Here is a 12,519-nt window from a genome sequence, read left to right as displayed (position 1 = left end):
AGCAACCGCTTTATTATTACACTGTATTATACAGCATTGGGATCTTTTGGCAACTGCCAATTAATCGGTGCTTCGCCAAACTTGACTAAAGCATCATTAGCCTTTGAGAAAGGTCGAGAGCCAAAAAAACCACGATGAGCTGATAAAGGACTTGGATGGGGGGACGCAATAACAACGTGACGTGTTTGATCGATCATTTTAATTTTTTCTTGCGCACCTTTTCCCCACAAAATAAAAACGACTGGTTTTTGCCGCTCGTTTAACTTTTCGATAATTTTATCCGTCAGTTGTTCCCACCCTTTGCCGCGATGGGAATAAGCTTGGCCTGCTCGTACCGTTAAAACTGTGTTTAATAGTAAAACCCCTTGTTTGGCCCAGCTGGTTAAATACCCATGATTTACTGGCGTCACATTTAAATCACTCTGCAATTCTTTATAAATATTTTGCAAAGACGGTGGTATTTTAACCCCTGGTTGCACGGAAAATGATAACCCGTGGGCCTGGTTTTCTCCGTGATATGGATCTTGTCCCAAAATCACCACCTTGACATCTTCATAAGGTGTTAGCTCTAATGCTTCAAAAATATGATACATATTTGGATAAATTTTCTGAGTTTGATATTCTTGTTTCAAAAATTTTCGCAACTGCAGGTAATAAGGTTGCGAAAATTCCGGTGCTAGAATCTCTTGCCAACTATTATGAATAATTGCTTTCATTACTGCCTCCTAAATTCATTGATAAAGCTGCAACAACTTAGAGTAAATACTGCCACTGCCTTTATTATTAGACTTTAAACCACTCAAAGTTATTGTAGCGCAATTGTTAGGGATTGTCTTTGAAACCGCCACATTTCCCTGTAAATCTGTGTTAAACTAAAGACAAGTAATTTATAAGTAAAAAATTCTAACGCAATCTTTGCGTCAGATTTTTTAAAGGATGGTGCCGATTTTTTTATGATTAAATTAATTGCCTCTGACATGGACGGAACTTTATTAAATTCCCGTATGCAGATTTCAGTTGAAAATATTGCGGCGATTAAATATGCCAACGAACACGGAATTGAATTTATGGTGGCAACTGGCCGCAACCGCGAAGAGGCTCTACCCGCACTAGAACAAGCCGGTATTAAGTGTGCCATGATTAACTTAAATGGTGCGCAAGTTTTTGATGCTGAGGGCAACTCTTTATTTACGGTTCCGATTGCTCTACAAACGGTGGCAGAAACACTAGATCTTTTGCGAGCAGCAGATATTTATTACGAAGTAGCTACAAATGAAGGTCTATATTCTGAAAGCCAAGCGCGGCGGATTGAGAATTTCTCTGAACACATGGCCGAAATGATGCCCCATTTAACTCACAAAATGGCAATTGCTATGACTTCTGCTCAACTAGAATTTTTACCTGTACAATACGTTACAGATATTAAAGACTTATTAGGAAAGCCAGATTTTGAAGTTTTAAAAATTATTTGTTTCCATAAAGACGGTCCCGCTGTCTTAGGTCCAGTTGCAAAAAAATTAGATGAAAATGAACAACTCCACGTTACCTCTTCTGGTCAAAATAATATTGAAATTAATCATCGCGATGCGCAAAAAGGGATTGCCGTGGCCCATGTTGCAAAAGAGCGGAATATCCCTTTAGACCAAGTGATGACAATTGGCGATAATATGAACGACCTAAGTATGATTCAAATGGCTGGCGTGAGTTTTGCTATGGGAAATGCTAAGATCGAATTAAAAGAAGCTGCCAAATACTTAACCGAAACCAATATCGATTCTGGGGTTGGCAAAGCCATTATGCGAGCAATCGACGAGAATTTGGCGTAAACTTAATTTGATAGGATAAATTTTTAGCTACTTTTTGAAGGAGGCGCTAGAATGTCTGAATTTTTCATTCAAGACAAACAGTTGAGTTCCATCACCCGAACCATTGTCAAAGACGAAAAAGGAAAATCTTTGTTTTTATTAGTGGGTCGTTGGGGAACAAAAGGTGATGCCCTCTCTCTTTATAAAATGAATGGTGAACTTGTGGCCAGCATCAAACAAATTAGTTTTACCTTTGGTACCCGTTTTGAAATTTATAAAAACTTTGAAAAAGTGGGGACCTTACAAAAGATTTTTCGTTGGCCGGGGGATTTTTATTACATTCAACAACTCCATTGGACAGTACAAGGTAATATTTATCAACATCAATATAGCATTCGTCATTTTAATCATCTGATAATGCGAATGGATAAAGCCACGTTGTTTTCTGGTGATTATTATGTCCTTGATGTGAGAAACGATGAAGATGCGCCTGTTTGCATTTGTATTGCGGCCATTATGGATTACTGGCTGTATAATCGGAGTAAAACCCAAAAGTTTGATTATCGCCTAACACCAAATTGTTAAAAAAGGAATGTACAACAGCTACGTTGTTAGACATTCCTTTTTTAACTCTTTTCATTTTCTTTGTGATACTTATCTTTTGAAAAATTAGGACAGTTGTCTATTTTTGAAGTAAAAGATACAACACCTTGGCATTTAATCAACATCTGCTAGTTGCTTTACCACCTGACAAGGAGAACCATAGGCCAAAACATTAGCCGGAATATCTTTTGTTACAAGGCTACCTGCTCCGATGACACTGTTTTGGCCAATAGTCACACCCGGTAAAACAATTGTGCCGGCTCCAAGCCAAACATTTTTTTTAATAATAACGGGTAAATTAAACTGCGCTTTTTGTAAACGGAGTTCCGGTCTTAAAGGATGCGTTCCCGTACACAATGTAACATTTGGCCCAATCATTACATCATCTTGAATTTCAATTTTTGTATCATCCACTAAAGATAAGCCAAAATTAGCATAGACATTTTCACCAATAGAGGTATTTTTCCCCCAATTTGCAGCTAATGGTGGTTCAATATATGATCCTTTATCAAAATTGGCCAGCAGTTGGTGTAAAATAGCTGTCCTCTCTTGTTGCTTACTAGGTAAAGTATGGTTAAATTGAAATAACAAATCACGATATAAAGCCTGCTCTTTTTGTAATTCTGGTGTTTCAAAATAAATCTCACCTGTCTGCATTTTCCTGCTTAAAATGGAATCCATCACGATTTTCCACCTCCACTTAACGCCTTACGCAAGAAAGGCTTTTTCTTATATAAAAAGATTCCCGCCAAAATTGCCAACAATAAAATGCTTAGTAATTGAAATGGAGCAAATAAATTTTTTGTTCCCGAAATAAACTGTAATGCACTCAAACCAAAGGGTGCAATAAAATTGCCTAAGTTACAACCAATTAAAATAATTGATGTCGCTGCTGTCATTTTTGTAGGTGTAGCATATAGATTTAAGGAATTGTAGATAAACGGAAAAATTAGACTACCGGGAATTCCGCTGATAAAGTAGCCCATTAAGAGTAAGGTAAAATTATTTTCAGAAATTGCAATTAAAAATGTTGCACATGCTAACAGGGCTAGCCCAAGATACAAACATTTTTCACCTAGTAGGTGATTAAAAAAGCCAAATAATGAACCGGTTACAATTCCAATTAGCGGCATTACAGCTAAGAAGGCTGAAGCGTTGTAGTTTGCACCTTTGAGATTGGTTACCATCGTAGGAAATCTTACGCCAATTGCCACAAAGGTCATGACCAAAAATAAAGCAAACAAAGCTAACAAATATACTGAAAATTTTAATTCCCCCTGCTGTTCGTGGGATTCTTTTTTTACTTGTTGGATTTCTGGTACAAAAATCGTAAACAAAATTAGAATAGGAAAAGCCAATAAGTACACAGTAAAAGCAAAGCGCCATCCAAAAGCCATCATGAAACCAGCAAGTAAAGTTAACCCGGCATTTCCGATATTTTCCGCTGCACCTCGGTACCCTAACAAAGCTGCCCGCTCTTGCGGTTCATTTTGGAATAATAAGTTAATGATAGAAACCGCCAATGAATTAAACAAGCCAAATCCCGCTCCCAAAATAAAGCGGCTAATCAAAAGTAAAGCATAACTGTCAAGTACTAACGGCGCGACGCCTCCCCCTAGTCCAACTAAGAGTAAACCTAGTTGGACTGTTTTTTTTGTACCGATTTTTTCGGCTATGAGATTGGAAAGGATTACAAAAATTACCACTGCTAGTGCGGGCAATGTTGCTACTAATTCAACTTGCGTCGTCGTCATCCCAAGTGCTTTTTGCATTTGGGGCAGAGCACCATTTATTGACATTGCACTTGTTAATAACAGCGAAATTGCTAAAATCGATAAACGGGTCATAAGGCTATTTTTATTAATCATCTATTTTCCCCCTAAACTTTCTTCAAGTGAATAAACGTGGTTTGAAAATCACCGTAAAAATCCGGTACATTCACACCCAAATTCATCAATTCATCACCAAAATAGCGTTGTTTGGTGATCTGTTCTTCATAACATGCGTTTTTGTCTAACCCTGTTAAAAAGACCTCGTGAAATACCGGTTGGGCATTAGCTAAAGTTCTCGCCATTAAAACTACGGCTTCTGCTTGATCACAAGAGACAAACATCCAAGCGGTTAAATTTCCTTCAAAGGGACTGTTCAAGCGATAAAATTCGCCAAATTGAATCAGAGGACGAATTTTTTGATAATAGTCTACTTGTTCTTTTACAATGAGTTTTTCTTCTTCTGATAGTTCGGTTAAGTCCAGTTCATAACCAAAAACGCCACTCATAGCTACATCGCCGCGGGTCTTTAGAGAAGTAATTCGTCCTGTCTGATGATTTGGAACAGCTGAAACATGCGCGGTCATAGAAGAAATCGGATAAGCAAAACTAGTACCATATTGAATTTTCAAACGTTCCACTGCATCTGTATTATCTGTTGGCCATGATTGGGGCATGTAATACAAGAAACCAGCGTCAAAACGGCCCCCACCACCTGAACAGCCTTCCCATAAAATTTTAGGATAGCGAGTAATTAGATTTTCAATTAATTCATAAACACCTAAGATATGCCGATGTGACGCTTCACCTTGTCTTCTTTCAGAAAGAGCAAGGGAATAAACATCAGATAAACTGCGGTTCATATCCCATTTAATATAATCAATTTCTACTTCATCTAAAATTGCACAAATCTGTTGTTCAATGTTTTGTCGAACCTCTTTTCTTCCCATGTCTAATAAATGCTGATCACGTGAAGACGAAGGTGTTCGATTGGGCTCTTGCATTAAATAATCCGGATGTTTTTGATAAAGCTTCGAGTCAAGTGAAATCATTTCTGGTTCAAACCACAAGCCAAACTGCAGACCTTTTTTATGAACATAATCTGCAATTCCTTTTAGTCCCTCTTTCAGCTTTCCTTCATATTCAAACCAGTCTCCTAGTGAGGAATTATCAGAATCTCGATGACCAAACCAACCATCATCTAAAACAAACATTTCAATTCCTAGTGCTGCTGCCTCGTCAACAATTTCCTCGATTTTTTTACTATCAAAATCAAAATAAGTCGCTTCCCAATTGTTAACCAAAATTGGGCGTTCTTTGTACTGATGCTCTCCTCTAGCCACTCGTTCTCTTAGCAGATGATGGAGCGTACTACTCATTTTATTTAACCCTTGATCTGAATAGGCTAAAATTACTTCTGGAGTTTGAAAGGATTCGTTGGCCGCTAACAACCAAGAAAAATTATAATCATTAATTCCTACTAATACCCGCAACTGTTCAATCTGGTCTTTTTCGAGTTGAAAGGCATGATTCCCCGAATAAACAAAATGCATACCAATAGCTGGCCCGCTAAATTCTGTTGTATTGTGATTGACCAAAGCAATAAAGCTGTTCATATGATGGCTAGACGCACCTCGACGGCTTTCAAAACTTTGGATCCCCCCATGAATTTTTTCACGACTAATTTGTCGCTCTTTTAGATGCGCCCCTGGTAAAGAAATGACTTCATCGTAGTGAGCGTCGTTGCGAAAATCCAATTGCAAAGAAGCAATTTTTTCTAATGTAATACTTTCATCTGTTTGGTTGACTACGGAAACAGAACGCGTAATAATTGGTCGCTCGTGATAAATCGTATAAGTCAAATTTAAATATATTTCTTGCAGACGATCTTTTAACACCACGATTAAAGTCGTTGCTTCCTTTTCAGCCATAACGTAAGCCTGTGGTAAGCCTTCTAACTTTGGTTTACCCGTTTTTATTTGATAATCAAAATAGCGAAAATCATGTAAGTTTGATCCATTTTCTCTGCGAATAATGGTAGCTGGTAAGCGATAATCCATGCTCCCGTGAGTTGAGTACTCTTGCGGCAGGGTATCTTTTGAGTAAGCCCTTTCAAGATTACCCGGTACATTTCCTGAAAAACCGCGATCTCGTCTAGGATAGGTCTTGTGTCCACTGTAATGTTTCATCGCTTTACCAAAATATAGATGATTTAAGACCCCGTCCTCTTCGATTTTAATAATGTAAGAGATTTCATTATTGTGTAGATGAAAAGTTTGTGTTGTTTCACTAAATGTAATAAAGTTCTGTTCCATAATTTTCTCTCCTTTTGTCTTGTTGTTTACCTTATAATGTTTACTAAACATAATTGTCAAGAGAAAAATAAAAAAGGAAAAACTTTTTATGTTTTTCCTTTAGCCTTCATTTGGAATAAAACTTTCTCGAACGACCAGTTTTGAGGGGAACGTCATAATGACTGGCTCTTGACGCTGCCCTTCTATTCGCTCTTTAGCTAAACGTACTGCTGCTTTGGCAATTTCATTTGCGCTAATGTGTACCGTTGTTAGACTTGGCGTTAAAAATTCGGCAATTTCAATATCGTCAAAACTGGCAATTTCAACATCTTTACCTACGATTAATCCAGCTGACTGTAAAGCACGATACACTCCGACTGCCAACGGGTCACTTCCAACCAAAATAGCTGTTGGTAACTTTTCTTCTTCTGCCAACCACTCATCCATCATGCGTTTACCTTCCAGCGGTTCCCACAGTCCTATTTTGCTTTGCGGCGTTAATTTTTTGGCTGTTACAAAGGATTGATACGCCCGTAACCTTTTTTCATTTTCATCGTATTTTTTTTCACCTTCTTCATCAATCGCAATATTGAAACCGCCAATATAGCCGATACGACGATGTCCTTTTTCATAAAAGAGTTGCAAGACGCGCTTTGTCATTCGCTCAAAATCAGCATACACCATGTCTACCTCCTGATTGATATCGGGGTTATCAATCACAACGATGTTTCTATTTTGTTTTAGCAAACGGCGAACAGCCTGTTCAGAAACAGTTCCCACCACAATGATCGCACCTAATTTATCAAAATCCTGCCACGCTTTGGGATTATCCTCCAAATTATAAACGCGGTTCATTCCAATGTGTAAACGCCGAGCCTCTTGCTCTAATCCCATTCTTAAGGCATTAAAATAAGGATCATCCAATTCTTTTTGGCGACTAGTCGATGTAATTACGCCAATTGAAGGCAATCTTTTTTTCACATATTTTCTTTTATCCATATTATAATCAAGTTCTTTAATGGCTATATAAATACGTTCTTTTGTCGCTGCTGCTACTGATAATGTTGGATCACTGTTCAATACTCTTGACACTGTGCCAGGACTTACGCCTGCTCGTCGTGCCACATCCCGAATTCCTACCATAGCTTCTACTCCTTATAATTGTTTACTAAACAATACCCAACATTTAATTATTCGTCAATCAAAAAAAAGACCGCTGATTTATTTTCAGCGGTCTTTTTTTACGCAATCGGCTTTTGCATATGTTCATACTGGTGACCAGCAATCATTGTTTTTGCTACTGTTTTAAAGCCATTTCGTTCATATAATCGCTTTGCACCCGGATTTTTCACGTCCACGCTTAAACCAATGACATCTTCGCCATCGCGTTTTGCAATTTGTGGGAGTGCTGCCAATAGTTTACCACCAATCCCTTGTCCCCGAAATTCAGGTGCTACAGAAATAGAGTCTAAATACCATTCTGGATCAATAGTTTCTGGATCGGTAAAAAGGCGTGTATCTTTTGGGATCCCAAATTTTTCCAGCAAAGTGATTAACGGTTCATCAATCATTTTTTCCTCACTGGCAGGATAGCCATATGCTACTCCGGCAACTTTGCCATCAACTTCTTTTACCAAGGCCCGTTTATAGCCATAACGGTAATCAGGAATTGCCACACTTTCTTCTAAGAGTGCCAATGTTTTTTTTGCTCCATATTTTTGTACAAAGGGCAACTCCATATCCTCTAAAATTACTAAGACTAAAGGTGCTATCGCAGCAGCATCAGACTTTTTTGCATAACGTATCATGTTATCAACCTCCACTAACAAGCTTAACACGGCTAAAATATTTTACCAAGGGAGCTTTTACAAATTTATCAAAAAAGCATGTTATACTTCAAGTTAAAGCAGTATTTATAAAGGAGAGATTTCCATGAACATTTATTACATGTCAATTTCTGGCAACACCCGTGCTTTTGTGACAAATTTACAAAAATATGCCGCGCAACAACATGAAATAGACACTAAAAATCCGACAATTACGCTACAAGCAGTCGACGATAATACATTACCAGAAGTGATTACTGAACCTTTCTTTGTCTTTGCTCCTACTTATTTAGAAGGAGGAAACGGTGTTGATAATGGTGATCAAGAAATTTTAACAGAAGCCTTACGAGAATACATTGCCTATGAAGAGAATGCCAAAAATTGTCTTGGCATTGTCGGCAGTGGGAATAAAAACTTTAACCGCCAGTATTGCCTGACAGCCAAACAATACGCAACACAATTTGACTGTCCATTTCTAGCTGATTATGAATTGCGAGGCACGCCAAAAGATGTAGCCCGAATTTACGAAGTTTTATTAACAGCTACAAATTGATCTTTTTACACCGAGAAGAAAAGGATAAAACTGTCTTTTCTGATTTATAAAAGAAGTATCATTTTTTACAGGAAAAAATTGATTTGATTACTTTGGCATTATCTGACTTTTTACCTGCCCAACTTCACGGATCGACCTTTTGGCAAAAATCGAAAGTTACAAAAATGCAAAAGCTATTTTAGCAAGTTTTAAGCCGTTGGCACGGACTGAAGGATTACTTCAGCTTTTCTTAACGGCTTAATGGTCGGCTAGATAAAAAAAACAAGTGTTTACTATTTTCGCTTGGCTAAAAAGTTCCACTCCAAGTACGCCTCCTTAGTCCTATTTTTAGTCCCTAAAAAATATAAAAAGTCGTAAAGTTTACAAAAATTTGAATGAATTTTTGTAGACTTCCGACTTTTTGTTTTAAATTTTTGTTTCTGATGCTTAAAATATAAAATCCGTGCCTGTTTTGCTAAAAAATTTAAATAATGGGCTAAAACATACAAGACCATTATCACTGCGATTGCGGTCTCTATTTTTGCCAAATATTCAATAACGATAACGCGATAACCCATTGCTGTTAAAAAACTCCCTGCACTGCGGCTGGCAAAGGCTGAGATCGCCAGCGGAAATGTAAATGCTGCGTAGCTAGGATAAAATGGCAACCGAATCATTTTTATGACGTGGAAAATGATGAACCAATACAAAATCTGTGATAAAATCAATAGACCAACGACTAGAGCTATATTCGGTTTGAAAAAAGCTTTTAAATAGCCGGTTAGTTCCAAAGAACCCGGTGCCGCAATAATGGTAATCAGGGGAAGTGTTGCCTCGGCCATATTTTTAAATAAAAAGACGCGATGAATAATAAAAGGCAGTAAGACCAAATAAAAGAATAGTCCCACCCAGAAATTCAACTGCCCGATTTCTGGAAAGAAGTTACTGCTGGTAACGGAAATGACACCAATACCTACGTAAACAATAAACCAGCTTGGATACAGATGATCTATTTTAACGCTTGGTTTAATTAGAAAATGATAGGTAAAGTAAGTCATCAAATAATAATGAATTAAAATTGCCAAAAGCCATAGATATTTTACATAAGGTGCAATTGCTTGAATTTGCAGTAAATAGGTACATAAGACCATTGTTCCCATCGTGAATGTTGGGGATACAGACGCAATGATGGGATCTTGTAAACTGGCATGGGCATGGCGAAAAGTTAAAACTAGCTTTAGTAAGATTGCAACAAATAAAATTCCGGCAATAAGACCTAAACTATTGCCAAAAAAGTTTAAGCCATACGTTTTTAGCACGTTACCGCAAGTCGCTAAACCCAAGATTAATCCGCAAATGGGAATAGGAATGATTTTTAGAAAGTCTCGCACTTTTGTTCCTCCTAATTGTAATAAAAAGATTGTTTACTTTCTCACTAGTGAGTTCGTTATTAGTATAGTGATATTTTGACTAAAAGAAAAATAAATAGTATAAATACTTATTATTAGTTTTTTTAATTAAAACGGAGGTCCTCTGATGTTACATCTGTTACACACCTTTGTTTCTGTCTATGAGACGAGAAATTTTACCCATACTGCCGAAGATCTGTTTTTGTCACAACCAACTATCTCAGCACAAATAAAAAAATTAGAAGAACATTTACAAGTGGAATTATTCATTCGCAACGGCAAACAAGAAATCATCCCCACCAAAGAAGCTGTTTTCTTATATCCCCGTGCGTTACAAATTATTGAAGAGTGGGATGACACGAGTCAACGTCTTAAAAATCAAGAAAATTTCCGCCTCCAATGCATTATCGGCTGTTCCCATACTTGTGCTGTTTATTTTGTCCCGAAATTAATCCCGTATCTCGTCAAACAATTTCCAAATGTTGATTTTTCTATTAAATTGATGAATTCAGAAGAAGTCGGCCAGCAAATGGCTCAAAATAAAGTCAGTATTGGTTTTATTGAAAAACCAGAACGCAATGAGGCCATCAATCAAACAGCTATTTATGAAGATGAATTAGTTTTGGCTGGAAAAGAAGACTCTCCTTATTGGCTTTTACGGGAAAATGAATCGGGTTTACGTTTTTATAATGAAATTTATTTGCGGGAAAATAATTTATTGCCGCAAATTTTATATGTGGATAATAATGAAGCCATCCTGGCCTTATTGCGTGAAGGATTTGGCCGTTCAATTATTTCAAAACTGGCTATTTCCCATGATATTGCCTACGAAGCAATTCACGAACATCATTTACGCCATTTTTATTTATTGACCCATAAAGCGGTTTTTAAAGACGTTTTACGCGAGATTAGCGCCTACATTGAAATTCTCGTACCTCATTTATTGGAAAATAAAGTTTTTTAAACCTAAGATAAAAAGCTGGCCGAATCTTTATTTACTAAAAAGATTTCAGTCAGCTTTTTTATTTGCTTTATAAAAAAATAAGTATCATCATAACTTTTTTGTAGTTATTAACTATTTTTCCCAGCTAGATAAACCTTCATGACATTTTCCGTTAAAAGCCCAATGTTATGTAGTGTTGTTTCTTTTACCATGGCATTTTGTAAAGAAAGCGGCTTCGTTTGAATGGCAAAAACTCCGTCAAAATGATATTCAATCCCTACTGTATGATCTGGGCGTGCGCCACAAAAAGCAACAACTGCTAAGTTATGCCGCCGAGCTAGACGCGCCATACCTAAAGGTACCTTACCTTGGGCAGTTTGCTCATCAAAACGACCTTCACCGGTAATGACAAATTTACAATCTGCCATTTTTTCTTCCAGCTTTAGCATTTGCGCAATGGTTGGAAAACCAGGCTGCAACATGCCCCCGGCTAATAATAGTCCACCACCAATTCCTCCGGCTGCCCCACTGCCAGAAAAGGCATTAACGTCAATTTTATCTTGAAATTTTTTTTGGACACATTTTGCGCCTGCTTCCAATTGCGCTAAAATAGCTGGTGTGCCTCCTTTTTGAGGGCCGAAAATATACGTAAAGCCATGGGCGCCCGTATAAAAATTACTCACATCTGTTAAACCAATTATTTTTTTTGCCGTAAAATTTGGTAGTCTTACAGCTTGCAAAAAGTCTTTGCCTAAAAGTAAGGGATTTTTTGAGGGAATATCTTGTTGATTAAGTGCCGCTAACATGCCCAAGCCGCCATCGTTTACGCCACTTCCCCCTAAGGAAACATACACTTGTTTTGCCTTTTTTAATGCCGCTAAAATTACCAGACCTAAACCATAGGAATGCGCTTTTTGAATTGTTTTTTCACTAGGGGTGATCTGGGTTAGACCAAGAATTTGAGCAGACTCAATGATAGCCGTTTTGACGCCTGCGATTTCAGTTAGCCAATACTTACCTGTGATAGGCTGACCTAATAAGTCAATTGTAGGAACTGCTATTTCTTTGCCTGCAAAAGCGGCCGCTAAAATAGCCATGGTACCTTCACCACCATCGGCTATTGGTACATTACAACTTGCTATGCCCATTTCTGTCAACTTCTGACAGACGGCTGCATTTAATTCTTGTGAAGTAGCACTGCCTTTATATGAATCAATTGCCACCAACGCCTTCATTAAATCAACTCCTCCTATCACGCTTCATGCCTGTGAAAAATCCTGCCATTAAAAACCTCAAAAAAGTAGCTATAATTTTTTTACACTCTTTTTTGATTCACGC

12 protein-coding genes are annotated in these 12,519 nt (G+C 37.6%); 4 read left to right on the top strand and 8 right to left on the bottom strand.

Features of this window, described 5'->3' with window-relative positions:
- Positions 1 to 26: 26 nt before the first annotated feature.
- Positions 27 to 716, bottom strand: a complete 690-nt coding sequence (locus tag P3T75_RS03425) for a uracil-DNA glycosylase (RefSeq protein ID WP_230709342.1) — start codon at positions 714 to 716, stop codon at positions 27 to 29.
- 237 nt (positions 717 to 953) lie between these two features.
- Here P3T75_RS03425 and P3T75_RS03420 point away from each other — a divergent pair, with 237 nt between their 5' ends.
- The gene (locus P3T75_RS03420; RefSeq protein ID WP_282462217.1) at positions 954 to 1,826 is read left to right on the top strand and encodes a Cof-type HAD-IIB family hydrolase; all 873 of its coding nucleotides are present in this window, start codon (positions 954 to 956) and stop codon (positions 1,824 to 1,826) included.
- Between the two features lie 51 nt (positions 1,827 to 1,877).
- Positions 1,878 to 2,390, top strand: a complete 513-nt coding sequence (locus P3T75_RS03415; protein ID WP_206902493.1) for an LURP-one-related/scramblase family protein — start codon at positions 1,878 to 1,880, stop codon at positions 2,388 to 2,390.
- A 132-nt stretch (positions 2,391 to 2,522) separates the two neighbouring features.
- Here the strand turns inward: P3T75_RS03415 and P3T75_RS03410 are convergent, their stop codons facing one another.
- The 5 genes from P3T75_RS03410 to P3T75_RS03390 form a co-directional block, all read right to left on the bottom strand.
- A complete protein-coding gene (locus P3T75_RS03410; protein WP_282462560.1) occupies positions 2,523 to 3,089 on the bottom strand; it encodes a sugar O-acetyltransferase in 567 nt (188 codons plus the stop codon).
- Positions 3,089 to 4,276 carry an MFS transporter gene (locus P3T75_RS03405; RefSeq protein ID WP_206902491.1) on the bottom strand — a complete coding sequence of 396 codons (1,188 nt, stop codon included), beginning with the start codon at positions 4,274 to 4,276 and terminating at the stop codon, positions 3,089 to 3,091. The genes P3T75_RS03410 and P3T75_RS03405 overlap by 1 nt, the downstream gene beginning before the upstream one ends.
- An 11-nt stretch (positions 4,277 to 4,287) precedes the next feature.
- Positions 4,288 to 6,492, bottom strand: coding sequence for an alpha-galactosidase (locus P3T75_RS03400; protein ID WP_282462216.1), 2,205 nt, complete (start codon positions 6,490 to 6,492; stop codon positions 4,288 to 4,290).
- A gap of 99 nt (positions 6,493 to 6,591) precedes the next feature.
- Positions 6,592 to 7,614, bottom strand: coding sequence for a LacI family DNA-binding transcriptional regulator (locus P3T75_RS03395; protein ID WP_282462215.1), 1,023 nt, complete (start codon positions 7,612 to 7,614; stop codon positions 6,592 to 6,594).
- A gap of 98 nt (positions 7,615 to 7,712) precedes the next feature.
- On the bottom strand, positions 7,713 to 8,279 hold the full coding sequence (locus tag P3T75_RS03390; protein WP_206902488.1) for a GNAT family N-acetyltransferase: 567 nt from the start codon (positions 8,277 to 8,279) through the stop codon (positions 7,713 to 7,715).
- A gap of 124 nt (positions 8,280 to 8,403) precedes the next feature.
- Between P3T75_RS03390 and nrdI the strand changes: the two genes are divergently transcribed.
- On the top strand, positions 8,404 to 8,850 hold the full coding sequence (nrdI, locus tag P3T75_RS03385) for a class Ib ribonucleoside-diphosphate reductase assembly flavoprotein NrdI (RefSeq protein WP_282462214.1): 447 nt from the start codon (positions 8,404 to 8,406) through the stop codon (positions 8,848 to 8,850).
- A 272-nt stretch (positions 8,851 to 9,122) separates the two neighbouring features.
- Here the strand turns inward: nrdI and P3T75_RS03380 are convergent, their stop codons facing one another.
- Positions 9,123 to 10,220 carry a TDT family transporter gene (locus tag P3T75_RS03380; protein WP_282462213.1) on the bottom strand — a complete coding sequence of 366 codons (1,098 nt, stop codon included), beginning with the start codon at positions 10,218 to 10,220 and terminating at the stop codon, positions 9,123 to 9,125.
- 145 nt (positions 10,221 to 10,365) lie between these two features.
- Between P3T75_RS03380 and P3T75_RS03375 the strand changes: the two genes are divergently transcribed.
- The gene (locus P3T75_RS03375; RefSeq protein ID WP_206902485.1) at positions 10,366 to 11,202 is read left to right on the top strand and encodes a LysR family transcriptional regulator; all 837 of its coding nucleotides are present in this window, start codon (positions 10,366 to 10,368) and stop codon (positions 11,200 to 11,202) included.
- A 107-nt stretch (positions 11,203 to 11,309) separates the two neighbouring features.
- Here the strand turns inward: P3T75_RS03375 and P3T75_RS03370 are convergent, their stop codons facing one another.
- Positions 11,310 to 12,437 carry a glycerate kinase family protein gene (locus tag P3T75_RS03370; RefSeq protein ID WP_282462212.1) on the bottom strand — a complete coding sequence of 376 codons (1,128 nt, stop codon included), beginning with the start codon at positions 12,435 to 12,437 and terminating at the stop codon, positions 11,310 to 11,312.
- Positions 12,438 to 12,519: the final 82 nt, after the last annotated feature.

Source organism: Enterococcus montenegrensis, assembly GCF_029983095.1.
Taxonomy (GTDB): Bacteria; Bacillota; Bacilli; order Lactobacillales; family Enterococcaceae; genus Enterococcus_C; species Enterococcus_C montenegrensis.
The sequence above is the reverse complement of the archived record's forward strand: the minus strand, read 5'-3'. Positions and strand labels throughout refer to the sequence as shown.

Coding starts and splice junctions, on each gene's coding strand:
- P3T75_RS03375 (WP_206902485.1), top strand. CDS start 10,366: ATGTTACATCTGTTACACACCTTTGTTTCTGTCTATGAGACGAGAAAT.
- P3T75_RS03410 (WP_282462560.1), bottom strand. CDS start 3,089: ATGGATTCCATTTTAAGCAGGAAAATGCAGACAGGTGAGATTTATTTT.
- P3T75_RS03415 (WP_206902493.1), top strand. CDS start 1,878: ATGTCTGAATTTTTCATTCAAGACAAACAGTTGAGTTCCATCACCCGA.
- P3T75_RS03395 (WP_282462215.1), bottom strand. CDS start 7,614: ATGGTAGGAATTCGGGATGTGGCACGACGAGCAGGCGTAAGTCCTGGC.
- P3T75_RS03400 (WP_282462216.1), bottom strand. CDS start 6,492: ATGGAACAGAACTTTATTACATTTAGTGAAACAACACAAACTTTTCAT.
- P3T75_RS03420 (WP_282462217.1), top strand. CDS start 954: ATGATTAAATTAATTGCCTCTGACATGGACGGAACTTTATTAAATTCC.
- P3T75_RS03425 (WP_230709342.1), bottom strand. CDS start 716: ATGAAAGCAATTATTCATAATAGTTGGCAAGAGATTCTAGCACCGGAA.
- P3T75_RS03390 (WP_206902488.1), bottom strand. CDS start 8,279: ATGATACGTTATGCAAAAAAGTCTGATGCTGCTGCGATAGCACCTTTA.
- nrdI (WP_282462214.1), top strand. CDS start 8,404: ATGAACATTTATTACATGTCAATTTCTGGCAACACCCGTGCTTTTGTG.
- P3T75_RS03405 (WP_206902491.1), bottom strand. CDS start 4,276: ATGATTAATAAAAATAGCCTTATGACCCGTTTATCGATTTTAGCAATT.